The 13969-nt window shown below is 58.2% G+C and carries 13 protein-coding genes; 8 read left to right on the top strand and 5 right to left on the bottom strand.

The window, feature by feature from the left end; genetic code table 11:
* Window positions 1-26: 26 nt before the first annotated feature.
* Window positions 27-1682 carry a L,D-transpeptidase family protein gene (locus tag AC1DK3_RS17630; protein WP_477193555.1) on the top strand — a complete coding sequence of 552 codons (1656 nt, stop codon included), beginning with the start codon at window positions 27-29 and terminating at the stop codon, window positions 1680-1682.
* Between the two features lie 124 nt (window positions 1683-1806).
* Window positions 1807-1980 (top strand): hypothetical protein, encoded by a 174-nt coding sequence (locus tag AC1DK3_RS17625; protein WP_339083924.1) that lies wholly within the window; start codon window positions 1807-1809, stop codon window positions 1978-1980.
* A gap of 24 nt (window positions 1981-2004) precedes the next feature.
* On the opposite strand, the gene AC1DK3_RS17620 is transcribed toward AC1DK3_RS17625, so the two are convergent.
* Window positions 2005-2589: a GNAT family N-acetyltransferase gene (locus tag AC1DK3_RS17620; protein ID WP_477193554.1), complete on the bottom strand. Its 585-nt coding sequence runs from the start codon at window positions 2587-2589 to the stop codon at window positions 2005-2007.
* Window positions 2590-2998: 409 nt separating this feature from the next.
* Between AC1DK3_RS17620 and AC1DK3_RS17615 the strand changes: the two genes are divergently transcribed.
* Together AC1DK3_RS17615 and AC1DK3_RS17610 are read left to right on the top strand one after the other, a co-directional pair.
* On the top strand, window positions 2999-3880 hold the full coding sequence (locus AC1DK3_RS17615) for an HlyD family secretion protein (RefSeq protein ID WP_477193553.1): 882 nt from the start codon (window positions 2999-3001) through the stop codon (window positions 3878-3880).
* Between the two features lie 28 nt (window positions 3881-3908).
* Window positions 3909-5414, top strand: a complete 1506-nt coding sequence (locus tag AC1DK3_RS17610; protein ID WP_477193552.1) for a DHA2 family efflux MFS transporter permease subunit — start codon at window positions 3909-3911, stop codon at window positions 5412-5414.
* Between the two features lie 10 nt (window positions 5415-5424).
* Here AC1DK3_RS17610 and AC1DK3_RS17605 read toward each other — a convergent pair whose 3' ends face one another.
* From AC1DK3_RS17605 to AC1DK3_RS17595, 3 genes are all read right to left on the bottom strand, one after another.
* Window positions 5425-6681 (bottom strand): aminotransferase class I/II-fold pyridoxal phosphate-dependent enzyme, encoded by a 1257-nt coding sequence (locus AC1DK3_RS17605; protein ID WP_477193551.1) that lies wholly within the window; start codon window positions 6679-6681, stop codon window positions 5425-5427.
* A 782-nt stretch (window positions 6682-7463) separates the two neighbouring features.
* Entirely contained in the window at window positions 7464-8240 is a 777-nt protein-coding gene (locus tag AC1DK3_RS17600) for a carbon-nitrogen hydrolase family protein (RefSeq protein WP_477193550.1), read from the bottom strand.
* A 269-nt stretch (window positions 8241-8509) separates the two neighbouring features.
* A complete protein-coding gene (locus tag AC1DK3_RS17595; protein WP_477193549.1) occupies window positions 8510-9499 on the bottom strand; it encodes an agmatinase family protein in 990 nt (329 codons plus the stop codon).
* A gap of 229 nt (window positions 9500-9728) precedes the next feature.
* On the opposite strand from AC1DK3_RS17595, the gene AC1DK3_RS17590 reads away from it, so the two are divergent.
* The 3 genes from AC1DK3_RS17590 to AC1DK3_RS17580 all read left to right on the top strand — a co-directional run bounded on the left by AC1DK3_RS17590 (window position 9729) and on the right by AC1DK3_RS17580 (window position 12296).
* On the top strand, window positions 9729-10163 hold the full coding sequence (locus tag AC1DK3_RS17590; RefSeq protein WP_477193548.1) for a M20/M25/M40 family metallo-hydrolase: 435 nt from the start codon (window positions 9729-9731) through the stop codon (window positions 10161-10163).
* 352 nt (window positions 10164-10515) lie between these two features.
* The gene (gene lpxD / locus AC1DK3_RS17585) at window positions 10516-11553 is read left to right on the top strand and encodes a UDP-3-O-(3-hydroxymyristoyl)glucosamine N-acyltransferase (protein WP_477193547.1); all 1038 of its coding nucleotides are present in this window, start codon (window positions 10516-10518) and stop codon (window positions 11551-11553) included.
* Window positions 11554-11717: 164 nt separating this feature from the next.
* On the top strand, window positions 11718-12296 hold the full coding sequence (locus tag AC1DK3_RS17580) for a lysophospholipid acyltransferase family protein (RefSeq protein WP_477193546.1): 579 nt from the start codon (window positions 11718-11720) through the stop codon (window positions 12294-12296).
* A gap of 63 nt (window positions 12297-12359) precedes the next feature.
* Here AC1DK3_RS17580 and AC1DK3_RS17575 read toward each other — a convergent pair whose 3' ends face one another.
* Window positions 12360-13034: a tyrosine-type recombinase/integrase gene (locus AC1DK3_RS17575; RefSeq protein ID WP_477193545.1), complete on the bottom strand. Its 675-nt coding sequence runs from the start codon at window positions 13032-13034 to the stop codon at window positions 12360-12362.
* Between the two features lie 300 nt (window positions 13035-13334).
* Between AC1DK3_RS17575 and AC1DK3_RS17570 the strand changes: the two genes are divergently transcribed.
* Window positions 13335-13925, top strand: coding sequence for an integrase core domain-containing protein (locus tag AC1DK3_RS17570; RefSeq protein ID WP_477193544.1), 591 nt, complete (start codon window positions 13335-13337; stop codon window positions 13923-13925).
* The last annotated feature ends 44 nt before the right edge of the window (window positions 13926-13969 follow it).

Here is a 13969-nt window from a genome sequence, read left to right as displayed (position 1 = left end):
CCGCCAGCATACTCAAGGTCTGTAAAATGTACCGCCTGCTTTCCGCGCGATCGCGTCCCCTGACAGGCCTTGCCATGATGGCGCTGATCGCACTGACATCGAGTTCAGCGATTGTTAGCGCCGAAGCCGCAAGCCGCCGGTCGCGCAATCTCGACGACGTTTCGCAGGATACTTTGACCGGCCAGCCGATGCTGGCGATCGTGTCCGTCAAGGATCAGCGGGTCAGCATTTATGACGCCGCCGGCGGCGTCATGCGCGCGCCGGTTTCGAGCGGCCGAACGGGTTACGAGACCCCGGTCGGCGTCTACAGCGTTCTTCAAAAGGAAGAGGAACACTATTCGAACGTCTACGATGACGCGTCGATGCACTTCATGCAACGCATCACCTGGTCAGGCGTAGCGCTCCACGCAGGCGCCCTTCCGGGCTACCCGGCATCGCATGGATGCGTCCGGATGCCCGACGGCTTCGCCCAGCGCCTCTTTCCGCTGACCAAGATCGGCATGCGCGTGATCGTTGCCTACGACGACGTCGCGCCCGTCGAAATTTCCCACCCGATGTTGCTGAAGCCCACGCCGCCGCCGGCCGTCGAGTCTGCTGTCGCGATCCCGATGTCGTACTATGGCCAGGACAGCGACGATAGCACGAGCCCTTTTGAACCCGACGTGAAGCGTTGGCCGGCGCGCAAAGCCCAACTCGACGCCCTGAAAGCCATTGCAGCTGGCAAGCGGATCGAAGCCGATTCCGCAAATGCCCAGGCCGACGAGATGAAGCAGATCGTCGACGAAAAGAAAGAGCCTCGTGACAAAGCGGCCAAGATTGTCCGCAAAGCCGAAGCCGCGAAAAAGTCCGCAGACGATCGAGTTGCAAAGGCTGAAAAAGGACTGGCGGCCGCAAAGTCCCCCAAAGCCACCAAGAATTGGGAAGACACGAAGGCGAAAGCGACGAAAAACGCTGAAGAAGCCGCAGCAAAATTGGCTGTCGCGACAGCAAATCTGAAAGCGGCCGAAGATGAATTCCAGGCGGCCGAGAAACAAGCAGCGCCCTCTGAAGCCGCAAGAGCCATCGCTGTCGCGGCCGCAGACGACGCCAAGCACAAGACACAACCGGTTTCGATATTCATCAGCCTCAAGACGCAACGACTCTATGTGCGCCAGGGCTACGAGCCCGTATTCGAAGCCCCTGTCACAATCAGCGAGCCCGATCGGCCGATCGGCACGCACATCTATACCGCCGTCGAATATGCGAACGACGGCAAGGATCTCCGTTGGCACGCGGTGACGTTGGAGCACAAGGAAGCCGATTACGCCTACAATGACGACGACCGCCTCCAGCAGACGAGCGATGCCCTCAACAACACCCCTCAGACCGATCTCGCCAAAGCCGCCGCCGCGCTGGACCGGATCACGATTCCGCCGGAAGTCATCGCGCGCTTTTCCGAGGTCGCTTGGCCCGGCTCATCGCTGATTATTTCCGATGAAGCGATGAGCAAAGAAACCAACAAGGCGACGGACTTCATCGTGCTTGTTAGTACCGAACCTCAAGGCGGCATCAAAAAGCGGCCGAAGCAGTTCTTCCCGTCCGACAACTTCTATCGCGATAGCTCCGACGATTATTATTACGGCTACGACCGTTACGGACGGCGGGCATATCCACGGCAGAAGTCTTTCTTCGGCTGGTGGTGACGCGCGGGGCCCCCCCGTCCCTGCCGCTTTGTCGGCAACGAAAGATGCGCCGGAAGCCCCCGCTTCCTTGAAAATGCCGCGAGGACGTTATTGCTTCCGAACAATCGAATTCGGAGGATCCGTCATGAATGCGCAACCACGCCTTGCAAGCGACATCTCGACACTCGGAGTGATCGAGCAATTGCGCGACGCGCTGAAATACGCCGACAGCGAGCTTCAGCGCCGCTGCGTCATCTCGAGCAAAGTTCGGGAAGCCCTGAGCGTCGCCGAGCGCTTTCTCGCAAACGCCGGACCCTGAAGGGCCGCGACCCGGCCCCGAAGCTCAATCAAGCGACAGCCCGCACACCCACTTGAACCGGGAAACCAGCGCGTGGAAATAAGCGCGTGCCGTCTCCCTGAAGGCGCGCCTGGGCGGGGCGTCGTCGAACAGCTCTTCGAATTCGAAGCGCGGCCGCAGACCAAGCCGGTGTCTGTGCGGATAATAAAACACCAGCACCGGCGACCGCCGCCACCAGACCTTGAACTCAGCGTCTGACATTTGCCTAGGCGGCACCGGCCACAGCAGCCCTCCGGCTTGGATCATGTCGGCCGAAATCAAGTCATAAACGGCAGTCGCTATACCCTTCTGCTGAAACGATCTCTGCACCTCGGCTTTGGTGATGACCGCGATCCCGTTGACCATGCGGCCCACCTCGCAAAATCCAATGGCCTCCTCGCCGATCACAGCCGACAGTTCCGTGCGGAAAATGCGATACGACATCCCGGCGTCCGACAGTGCCCGCCGCAAGAAGAACACGCGGCCACTTTTCGTCGTCAGCGGAACGAGGGGATTATCGAGTACCCGCGCCCGCAAGCGTGTCTCCGCCTCCATCGGATCGAAATCCGATTTAGCCTGCTGCGCCAGCAATCTCGAGTAAGAGGCTTCGGCTTTCTGCAATCGCTCGGGCACGACCACCACCTAGGCTTTGCTTCAGCTGTCCGGATACGTCTCCGGGAAGGATTCGGCAGAAGGAGTTAACAAGCGCCCAATTCTGCCCCATGCCAAACAGCCGAAATGTGAAGCACACCAAATTTATTGATCCGATAGCGGAAAACCCGGAGTTTATGCTGCGCATGCGCCGCATTCCGGACTGGGAGTTCAGCCGGTAAGCAATCGGTGAGAATTGCTCTCGGGCCGAGGGGTGTAGTCGTGATATTTCAGTCGCCCGTGCGGCACGCTGCAGGTAAAGAGCCTGCAGCCGTTCGTTCCGTCCAGCCTTGATGGCAACTTTAAGGGGTCATGAAAGTTGCAGCCTACGAATAAGCGGAAAAAATCCATGCAGGATCGATTGCAAGAGAAGAAGCCGTTGACCAGTGCTGTCCAGAACAGCCCCCCGGCATCGGCACGTCAGCCGCTTCTGTCCAAGCGTGCGCTTTCCGTCATCGGCACACTCGCACTCATCGGTCTGATCGTCGCCGGATATTTCTATTGGCAACATTCGACACTTTATCCCTCGACGGATAATGCGCAGGTCCAGGCCAACATCGTCCAGATAACCCCTCTCGTGAGCGGGCTCGTGACAGAGGTCAAAGTCGAACCCTTCGCGTCCGTGAAATCCGGCGACATCCTGGTTCAGCTGGACCCCGCACCCTACGAGTCGGCGCTAAAACTGGCGCAGTTGCGCCTCACCGTCGCACAGCAGCAGCCGACAGGAACCGGCCCACAGGCCGTCGCCGCGAAGGCGAACGTCGAGCAAGCGCAATTGGCAGTCGATCAGGCCCGTCTCGATCTCGATCATGCCACCATCAAAGCGCCCGTCGACGGAACCGTCGGCAAGGTCCGCATTCAACCGGGCGAACTCGCCAAAACCGGTATGCCCCTCTTCCCGCTCGTCGATACGGCGCATTGGTGGGTCGATGCGAATTTCAAGGAAACTGATCTTGCCCGCATCAAGGTGGGCCAAAGCGCCAACATCACCATTGACGCTTTCCCGTCACTGAAATTCACCGGCAAGGTCGAGGCCATCAGCCGGGCCAGCAATGCCGCGTTCTCACTGATGCCGTCGGAGAACGCCACAGGCAGCTGGGTAAAAGTCGTCCAGCGGTTCCCCGTGCGCATCGGATTGACGCTTCGTCCGGACGATCCGCCGATCGGCGTCGGCGCTTCGGCATCCGTGACGATCGACACTGCCGGGGAAAGTGACAGTGGCGGCAAGTGATCAAGTAGCGGATCCGGCAAGCCTGCCGATGACAGACAGGCTCCTGACTTCGCTCGCCGTTCTTCTTGCCGTCCTCATGGTCATTCTCGACATGACCGTGGTGAATGTCGCGCTGCCCGAATTGATGGGCGCTCTCGGTGCAACGCCCGATCAGATCACGTGGGTTTTGACATCCTACATCGTCGCTGAAGCGATCGTCATTCCGATGAGCGGCTTTCTGGCCGAACGGTTCGGGAGAAAGCGCGTTCTCATCATCAGCGTCGCGGGCTTCGTCATCGCCTCGATGCTCTGCGGCCAGGCCCGCACGCTCTTTCAGATGGTGTTGTTCCGCCTTCTCCAGGGTGCCTTTGGCGCGAGCGTCATCCCCCTTTCCCAAGCGACGATGGTCGACAGCTTCGATGCGCAAAGCCGCGGCAAGGCGATGGCCGTTTGGGGGATAGGCGTGCTTCTCGGGCCCATCATGGGTCCGACAGTCGGCGGCTTCATCACCGATCATCTCGGCTGGCCGTGGGTATTCTACATCAATCTGCCGATCGGGATCGTCAACCTCGCGCTTCTCGTCGCCTACCTCAGACCGACGAAGCCGATCCGCGTACCTATCGATTGGTTGGGCGCTGCCCTTTTGGCGATCGGCATCGGCAGCCTTCAGATGCTGCTTGATCGCGGCAACGTCGAAGACTGGCTGCAATCGAACCTGATCGTCAGCTTGGCTCTCATATCGATCGTTTGCATCACGACCTTCGTCTACAGAAGCTTCAATCGGCCGGATGCAGTGCTCCAGCTCAGTCTGCTGAAGGATAGGAACCTCGCCACATCGACGTTTCTCATCATGGCGTTCGGCGTCGGCATGCTGAGCACCATCGCACTGCAGCCGCTCTTTCTGGAGCACCTTCTCGGCTATCCCGCGAGCACGGCAGGGCTCGTCATGGCCCCGCGTGGCATCGCCGTAATGGCGGGCATGATCATCGTCGCCGTGTTGATCTCGCATATCGATTCACGTTGGCTCGTGTTTCTCGGCCTCGTGTTGTCGGCCGGCGGCACGTACGTCACGACGACGACGTACAATCTCGACATCGACAAATTCTGGATCATCGCGCCGACGATCGTTCAAGGCATCGGCATGGGCATGATATTTGTGCCCCTTTCGACGCTGGCCTATCAGACCTTGCCCAAGAGCGCCTCGGATCAAGCAGCAAGCATCTTCAACATCGCACGGACGATCGGCGGCTCCGTCGGCATCGCGATCGCCGCAACGATTCTGACCCGCACGGCCCACCAGAATTGGCAATCGCTCGGCGGCGCGATGGATCCCTACAATCCCGCACTCCACGCCTGGTTCGAAGCGACCGGCGTCCCGGCGTCCAGTCCCCTGGCGCAGCAAATGCTGGGCGCCGAACTCATGCGTCAGTCGATGATGATCGGGTTCGTTGAAGCCTTTGGCTTCATCACGCTGAGCTTCCTCGTCCTGATCCCGTTCGTGCTCCTGCTGAAGGACACTGGCGCCGGATCGCCCTACGCCGTCGAAGGTAAATAAACGCGGCCGATTATCTGCTCAAAGCTTCCGCGCAGGATCGAAGTTCATCGACGGAGTGTTCCGACGAAATGAAAAATCTCAACCGGCCAGAGTTGATCCGCACGCCAGGATAGATGATCGGCGACGGGTTGAAGCCCTGCTCATACATACGCTCCAGCAGCTTGCCTGTATTCTTCACTGAACCGACAATGATGGGGACCATTCCAAGTCCGATGCTCGTCCCCGTATCGAACCCACGCGCTCGGCAGTCTCTGAAAAACAGCTTGCAATTATCATGGAGGCGACGGACGCGCTCCGGCTCACTTTTGAGAATGCGCAGGCTTGCGAGTGCCGCGGCGGTCATTGCGGGGGGAAGGCCCACCGAGTAGACGAAACCCGGTGAAGAATATTTGAGAATTTCGATCAGTTCCGCATTGCCAGCAATAAACCCGCCGCAGGATGCGAGAGACTTACTCAGAGTGCCCATGAAAACGTCGATTTTCCTTGGGTCAACTCCGGTGTATTCCGCGACGCCCCGGCCGCTTTCGCCCAGAACCCCGACGCCGTGGGCATCATCGACCATCAACCAACAGCCGAATTTCTCTTTGATCTCGATGAGGCTGGAAAGATCGACACAATCACCCTCGGTCGAATAAAGCCCCTCGATGACGATCAATACGTTTCTGAAGCTGTCGCGATTTCGGAGAAGTAGCCGAGCGAGCGATTCCAGATTGTTGTGTTTGAAAGTCTTTATTTCAGCGCCGGATAGCCGTGCGCCGACGATGGCACTGTTGTGCACGAACTCATCATGAATAACGAGGTCACCCTTGTTCACAAGCGTGGCGATCGTTGACACGTTGGCGGCGTGCCCGCTCACAAACATCAGCGAATTTTCGAAGCCGAAAAACTCCGCAAGCTCCGCTTCGAGCTGCTGATGCATGTCCAGGCTCCCCGAGATCATCCGGCTTGCCGATATACAGGAACCAAACGCGTCGATGGCACTCCTCGCCGCCGCCAGCACTTCGGGATGATCACTCAGGCCGAGATAATCGCACCACCCGAAGTTTACGAGTTGTTGTCCATCGATTGTCACCGACGTCTTCGAACGGCTTTCCTGAATTTTGAAGAAAGGATTTCCTATCCCCCAGGACTGCGCCAACATTTGATATTGCCGGATCGACCGAAATCGCGACGTATCGGAAAATGCAGCGGCCGCTCGATAGCCGAACCTTTGAGCTTTTTGGAAACCAAAGGCGGGTCTCAAGGCGCGAGTGGTATTCGATGCCATGGGCTGGACCTTTCCATCCTGCGAGAAAGGATGCGTCCCTGCGATAATCCGTCAGAGGATTGATCCCGATGCATCATGCCTCCTTCCCCATTGTGGGCGAAGGTCGTTGCTCGAGATCGCGCAGCTATCAAATATACAACGGCCAGGACAAGCGACGGTGCCCCTCCTTGCGGACCAATTCGGCGTCGCCAGTTGAACTAGCTGAATGGCCTAGCCGCTTCGCCGGGTGCGGAGAAATCCGAACGAACACGGCGGATCCTATCCACGAGCGATCGATCGTTGCCGATGAGTACCGTGAGTTTCTTCGAGTGCGGAAAACTCCTCGTCCAACGCGTCCGCGTGAAGTTCGGCTAGGGGATCGTGTCCCGTTTCGCTCTCGCCGCAAACCCGCTCGCTGACGTGAAGATCGTTCTCGAACAATAAGCGAGATCCGTGAACGTGCCGGCGCGGGAATCACCAGCGGACGCGTTCTCAATTATTTTTATCGGCCGGCCGCGAGCGCGCTTGATGCTGCGGCCAGTTCGGGAAACACTTCCGCGATCGGCCGCGCGCTTGCCAATTGCTCGGAAGTCAGCGGCGGGTTCTCCGAAACGGCGTCCCAATCAGCTTTGCGAGATATGTGGCCCAAGGATTGGGTCCCCCAAAGGCCGCTTATGATAGCCGCTTATGATAGTTGCGGAGAGGACATTTCGCGCTTTTCATCCATGGCAGTCTCTCAATCGCGGGCAGAGGTTGCATTCGGAGATAGTTATCGAGCGCTAAAAGTACGGTCGGATTCTATATCAAAGCACGGGCGGCAGACGTATGTCGCTGACCTGCGTGGATAGCGTATCGGGTCTCACTTCGGTCGGGATGTCCGCCACAAGCAAAACCTCTCCTTTCGGACCGGCTCGAGCCAAGTCAATGCCGTCGGGACCCGCTATTCCGCTGAGCCCGGTGAAGTGAAGTGTCCCCTCGGTCCCTGAGTGATTGGCATATGCTACGCTGATGCCGTTTTCGAGTGCGCGTGCACGTATGAGTGTTTTCGGCACTTCCCAATACGGCGCCATGTTGGCGGTGGGCGCAAGCACCAGCTCCGCGCCTCGGCTTTTCAGAGCTCGTGAAAACTCCGGAAACTCGATATCGTAGCAAATAGCTAGGCCGACCGGCAAACCGCCGACGAAGGTGACGACGTACTGATCGCCTGGCGAGAAGTAAGAAGCTTCGAGAGCGCCGAACAGTTGAATCTTACGGTAGATGGCGACCAGACGACCTTGCTCATCAAAGAGTGCTGCCGCATTGAAGATTCGTTTGCCCTCTGCTTCCGGAAAGCCCACGGCGATTGCGCATCTTGCTTCTCGAGCTATGACTCCGATGGCGGCTAGCGACGGTCCGGTTTGAGGTTCCGCGAGTTCCGCCACCGACGGTCCGATGTTGTAGCCGGTGAGGAAAAGCTCAGGCAGCACGAGGAAGTTAGCACCGAAGATGCCGGCAGCGCGCGCAGCTGCACTTATCTTCGCGATATTCCGCGTCTTGTCACCGGGAACTGCACTTCCTTGAAATACAGCGACTCGTGTCATTGCTCTGCACTGCGCGCCTTTGCAACTCGCCAGTTCCACTGATCAGCAACGCCTGGCATCGGACGGTCCGTCACCATCTTGAGCAACTTTCAACAAGCATGGCGATAACGGCCGTACCCACAGAACTGTTAGCAATCGCCAGCTTGATCGGCTCGGCTGCTTCCGGTTTGGCTTGCCCAAGTGCCGCGAGCGGAACAAGGGCAAGCGAGACCGACCGGGAAAATACGATCGTGCGGACTGTTCCGATTTTCTCGACGTATCGTTTGCTTCTAGGCTGAAAGGCGGTTCAATTTCCGCGAGGATGCGATCATTGCTAGCGTGTCCAGAATGATGCGAACACCCAACCGCGAGGTGATGCCGTCGCTATCCCAGGAGGGCGAAACCTCGACGAGATCGAAAGCTCGAATGTTTGCGCCCCCCAGTCCGCTGATAATCGCAAGCATCTCGCGTGGACTCATCCCGCAGGGCGTGGGAACTCCAGTGCCAGGCGCGTGGCTCGCATCGAGCGTATCGATATCAATGGTCAGATAGACGCCGTCCGTCTGATTGCCCGCAATCGACACGGCTTTTTGAGCGACTTGTTCGGCCCCTAGCTTCCAGACCTCTTCGAGAGAAATAAGCGTTATGCCTTTTTCGCGGCAATACGCGAGTTCTGAACGGGGATTCATCCAGCCGCTATGGCCGATAATGACAATCTTCTTCGGATCGAACCCGGCGTCGACCGCACGCGTAATGGGACAACAGTGGCTGAGCTCTTCGCCGCCCACATCGAGTGCGGTATCGAAGTGCGTGTCGAAAAGGATCAAACCGCAAGCAGGCACGGCTTTTGCGAAAGCACGTACTGCGGCGATAGTGATGGAATGGTCACCGCCGAGGGTTATGGGCAGGGCGCCTGCTGCGAGGACTTCGCTTATCAAGTCCTCCGCGCGGCGCATCGTTATGGGCGCATTTCCCATGGCGACCGGCACATCTCCGACGTCGGCGAATGTGAAGTGTTCGCTTAGATCGATCCCGGTATTGGCATTGTAAAGAAGGAAGTGGTCTGTCGCTTCACGGAGGGCCTTTGGACCAAGATTTGTCCCGGTCCGGCTTATGCACATCGAGTCCCAGCGGAAACCAACGAAAGCCGCGGTAACGCCCGCATCTTTCAAAGCCTTACGATCGGCAGCGACATGTGGTTGGCGCAAAAATGTTCCGAGAATGCTTGAGTGGAGAAAACCGCTCCACATCGTAAGGTCGGGGGCAGCGTCTCGCGCCATGTCCATCTCCATTGGCTCTTGCATGTGTGATCGGCGGATCGTGTGGCCAATGAAGCGGACGGACAATGGTGCCAATTTTCACCCGTCGACTGCTTGTTATTTGTGCGACGGACGTTAACTTGATCCGGACAGTATTGTGCGTTGCGCATATGATCCTGACGCAAAGTCATCCGTGGGCTCTCTTTACGTTTTTCCAAACTCTCGAAATGTAATTCCAGGCGAAGTCAAATTGACTGTCGATCTGCGGCATCCCGATGACGCAGTACTCCACCGGATGGACGCCGAATTCAAAACGATCCTGATCGACGCGGCGCGCCGTCACGAGCTCGAACACGAAATTTCGCCCGTGTTCATCGCCGACGCCATGCAATTCTCTGATGACGCGATTTCGTGCGTGGAAGAAGGCGCGACGGCGGCTGGTCTGAAATTCCGGAAGATCGTATCGGGCGCCTCGCATGACGCAGTCAACCTCGCTCGCGTCGCGCCAACCGCGATGATCTTCTCACCCTGCCTTGATGGCGTGAGCCACAACGTCGCCGAATACGTCTCAAAGGATCAATGTGCGCGAGCGGCCCAGGCATTGCTCAATGCAGTCCTGGCATTCGACCGGAAATATGAAGATCGACAGCTCACATCGATTGCAGCCCGCCACGGCAACTCCTAGCAACTTTTCGCCCGGCCCTCTGGCTCCGGTGCCCGGCAAGTGCCGATACGCATTGGCCATTTCGCTCTAAGTAATGTCGGCTTATGACCCAAAGCGGACGAAATATTCGTAGAGCCTCCGGCGGCGCCACGGATGCGCCGTGGCTAGGGGCGGACTCAGGATGATCAACGTAGCGACGTCTATTCACCTCGGAACGAAAGTCGCGATCGTGAACGGAACCAGGGCCCCCTAGTAGACCGGTCAGCTCAAGCCTGCGGCGCCGTATCTTCTCAACAAAGAGCGGCATGAAGTTGTTTGACCCAAGCAACGGTTTATAGATGCGGCTTCCGTTCTTTGAGTAAAAGGTAAACCTATGCCTGATCTTCGCTTCTTTCGCCGCGCCGGCCCTTTCAAGTTAAGTGAGATCGCGGCGCACCTCGGGGCGGATATTCTTGAGGCGGACAGAGGTTCGATTTCCATTCACGACATCGGCGACCTAGACACTGCTGAAGCCGGTGAGATCAGCGTCTTTACCGACGCACGTTATCTCGACGGCCTCGGTCGAACACGTGCAGAGGTTGTCATCTGCAGTCGAGAACTTGCACACCATGCACCTGTTTCGACGCTATTGATGTTCGTCAAAGATCCGCGCCTGGCATATGCCCAGGTCGGGCATCTCTTCTATCCTGATCCTTCTCTCGAATCCGGGGTTAACCCAACTGCCCGCGTGGACCCGACCGCTACTATCGGCAAGGACTCCCAGATAGACGCTGGCGCGGTGATCGGCCGAGGCGTCGAGATTGGACGCAGATGTCACATCGGCCCCAACGCCGTGCTGGGCGAAGGAGTTCGAATGGGCGACGATACGAAGATCGGCGCCAACACAACCATCAGTCATGCGCTGATTGGCCAGCGCGTTGAAATCGAGACTGGCGTGACGATTGGGTCGCAAGGCTTTGGCTTTGTACCCGGCCCGAAGGGGCTGATGCGCATGCTTCAACTCGGTCGCGTTGTCATCGAAGATGATGTCCAGATCGGAGCTAACTGCGCCATAGACCGTGGAGCAACGGGCGACACGGTGATTGGCTCGGGCACTGTTCTCGATAACCTAGTGCATATTGCCCACAACGTCCGTATCGGCCGCCAATGTGTAATTTGCGCCCAGGTTGGCATTGCCGGAAGCACATGCATAGAGGACGGGGTCATGATGGGCGGACAAGCGGGCGTCGGAGATCACCTCAGAGTTGGGGCTCGGGCAAAGATTGCCGCGAAGAGCGGTGTGATGCGGAACGTCGAGCCCTCTGCTGTCATGGGCGGTTTTCCGGCGGTCCCCATCAAGAATTGGCATCGCCAGACCATCGGTCTTGCCCGACTTTCTAAGAGTGCGCCGGGCAACACTGAAAAGCAGTAACCGTTAGACTAGAAATGAACCCAGCATCAAGAACAGCACGATTGCTCACGAGCGTTGCGGCGCACTCGCTGTCTGGCTTAATCAAAACCGTCAAGGCTACGTCTCGCACGGTTCATGAGCCGCCTGACCTGTTTCCTCGCCTGCGAGCGCAGGCGCCATTTATCATGACGATGTGGCATGGGCAGTTTTTGATGCTCGGCGATCTTAATACTCGGGAGTTCAATGTCGCTGCGATGGTCTCGCGCCACGGGGATGGCGATCTCGTAACGGGCGTCCTGAAAAAATTTGGCATCTCGGCCATTCGCGGCGCGGGCGCCGGAGAGCGGAAGCGGGACAGGGGCGGCGTTTACGCGTTGCGGGCGTCGGTACGTGCGCTCCAAGACGGTTCCATTGTTGCGATGACGGCCGATGTCCCGCCGACGAGGCCGCGTCAGGCGGGTCGCGGCATTGTTATGCTAGCGCGCCTTTCAGGAAGGCCTATCATTCCGGTCGCCGCCGCGACTTCGCGATTTCTGGTGCTAAACTCTTGGAGTAAGGCGACAGTCAATTTGCCATTCTCAACCTTGGCGTTGGTTGCCGGTGAACCTTTATTTGTTGCGGGTGACGCGGATGAGGATGCGATTGAAATCGCCCGCCAGAAAGTCGAAACCTCTCTCAATCATGTGACCGAGCGCGCCTACGCGCTGGCGGGATCTCGCGATGCCGGTTCGACCACTGCGGGTGTGGCGCCACAACGCGATTAACAACACATCCATGCAAAAGCCCAATCGGTGGGGACTTCAGCTAAGTTCCCGAAGGTGCCGCGTCTATATTCGAGAGTCAGTACCAGTGGAGGTGAAGGTCCATTTTTGAGGGAGTGGTAGCATCGAAAGCAAAGACTGGTGATGTCCGCATTTGGACCTAAGCGGAAGAACTGACCATGTCTGGTTGCCGCCGAATAGCGGACGAGCATCCTCAACGATTGATCGGTACGGCCCGCACAAGACGGAATGTCCGCTTCGAAGCAGATTGGCAAGGTGGCCGCGCCAACGAGCTGGGTTCTCTCCTGAGAAGGCGCCGCGCGCCTTCGCCCAATCGATGACGACCTCGATCCGTCCCCTCACCCGAGATGCCGTTTCCGGCATCGAATGCCAAATAGGTTGTACAGCGCAGAGAACCATCTCGGTCGTAACTGAGGAGACAGCCACGCCGCCGAACTTCGGATAGAGAAGGCGTCGGAGGGTGCTGTGCCATTGCTCACGATGCTTCGCGTTCTTCCAGCTCGGCTCGTGCGCGGCCATGTAGGCTTCGGCGCACTCCTTGAACGTCATCGAGCGAGCCTTGTCGGCGGCGGCTTCCTTTTCCGCCAGGCGCTTCGCCTCAATCGGATCCTGACCGAGGTCAAGCTGGCGTCGCGCGTCACCGGCCAACGAGCGCGCGGTTGCAAGACTGACCGACGACGCCGAACCCAGCCCGAGATACCTCGGCTTGCGGTCGTGCATGTACCGAAAAACTCAGGAGCGGCCCCGCTCTCCTTCACCCTCAGATAGAGCCCAGCGCCGTCCGAATAGAGGCTCGGCTTCTTGAGGTTCAAGGCAGAGATAGCGGTGAGGTGATGAGTTGTTTCGGCATCCCTGGGTCCACAAATTGGTCCACAAACGCGAGGCCGTTGATAGGCAATTTGCGCCGACTTCCATAGACGCCAGAGAGCAACTTTCCTTGATTTTATTAGTGTTTCAGAAGCGCCCACCGACGTCAATCGACACTGGCAGGCGTGGGGTTGGTGGAGAGGGCTTCCTCCAATGAGCACTGAATTTATTGTCTTATTTTCGGTTTCCTGCATCCAGTCCACAAATCAGTCCACAAACGGAGGCTTCGGCACTCGCTCAGGCTCGGCTCTATCGAAACGTCGCTGCAAAGTCCGCTTCATCCCCAATAGCGGTCATTGCCGCGGACGTAGTCGGCGCCCCCGTGCACTCGCCGACCAAGTCTGCTCATTGGGGGTAATTCTGCCATCGGATGTCGATCTTTTCGGCGATCTCGATCGCATCATCTACCTCGGTCCCAAGGTAGCGAACCGTGCTCTAAAGAAAGGCCCCCCACCGCGAAGTGGCCAAGGGCTGCAATTCGTTCATATCTGTCTGTTGGTCTCGCCGAAGCGAAGGAGCGGGCTCAGGAACTCGCTGTCGAGGCGCGCGCTTTTCACGACGCTGCGCGAGGCCGAGGTGCTTATCGAGAACTGGCGACGGCACTACAATGCCGTCAGGCCGCATTCCTCGCTCAACTATCGGCCGCCGGCGCCAGAAGCGATCTTGCCGCCAGCGCCAGATCTGCCCTACGCTCCACTCCGGCCAACCCAAACGCTGGCCGATGACGGCCGGGTTCTAACTTAGTGCCTGGTCTCGTGATATGGTGCAGGCCAATAAAGACAAGCATA

The sequence above is a fragment of the Hyphomicrobium sp. 01T421 genome (assembly GCF_056398805.1).
Note: the sequence above shows the minus strand (reverse complement) of the source record. Positions and strands in the feature narration are given on the sequence as shown.

What these genes read in the sequence shown, in the direction of transcription:
- AC1DK3_RS17630 (WP_477193555.1), top strand. Translation starts at nt 27, where the DNA reads ATGTACCGCCTGCTTTCCGCGCGATCGCGTCCCCTGACAGGCCTTGCC.
- AC1DK3_RS17625 (WP_339083924.1), top strand. Translation starts at nt 1,807, where the DNA reads ATGAATGCGCAACCACGCCTTGCAAGCGACATCTCGACACTCGGAGTG.
- AC1DK3_RS17615 (WP_477193553.1), top strand. Translation starts at nt 2,999, where the DNA reads ATGCAGGATCGATTGCAAGAGAAGAAGCCGTTGACCAGTGCTGTCCAG.
- AC1DK3_RS17610 (WP_477193552.1), top strand. Translation starts at nt 3,909, where the DNA reads ATGACAGACAGGCTCCTGACTTCGCTCGCCGTTCTTCTTGCCGTCCTC.
- AC1DK3_RS17605 (WP_477193551.1), bottom strand. Translation starts at nt 6,681, where the DNA reads ATGGCATCGAATACCACTCGCGCCTTGAGACCCGCCTTTGGTTTCCAA.
- AC1DK3_RS17600 (WP_477193550.1), bottom strand. Translation starts at nt 8,240, where the DNA reads ATGACACGAGTCGCTGTATTTCAAGGAAGTGCAGTTCCCGGTGACAAG.
- AC1DK3_RS17595 (WP_477193549.1), bottom strand. Translation starts at nt 9,499, where the DNA reads ATGGCGCGAGACGCTGCCCCCGACCTTACGATGTGGAGCGGTTTTCTC.
- lpxD (WP_477193547.1), top strand. Translation starts at nt 10,516, where the DNA reads ATGCCTGATCTTCGCTTCTTTCGCCGCGCCGGCCCTTTCAAGTTAAGT.
- AC1DK3_RS17580 (WP_477193546.1), top strand. Translation starts at nt 11,718, where the DNA reads ATGACGATGTGGCATGGGCAGTTTTTGATGCTCGGCGATCTTAATACT.
- AC1DK3_RS17575 (WP_477193545.1), bottom strand. Translation starts at nt 13,034, where the DNA reads ATGCACGACCGCAAGCCGAGGTATCTCGGGCTGGGTTCGGCGTCGTCG.
- AC1DK3_RS17570 (WP_477193544.1), top strand. Translation starts at nt 13,335, where the DNA reads ATGAGCACTGAATTTATTGTCTTATTTTCGGTTTCCTGCATCCAGTCC.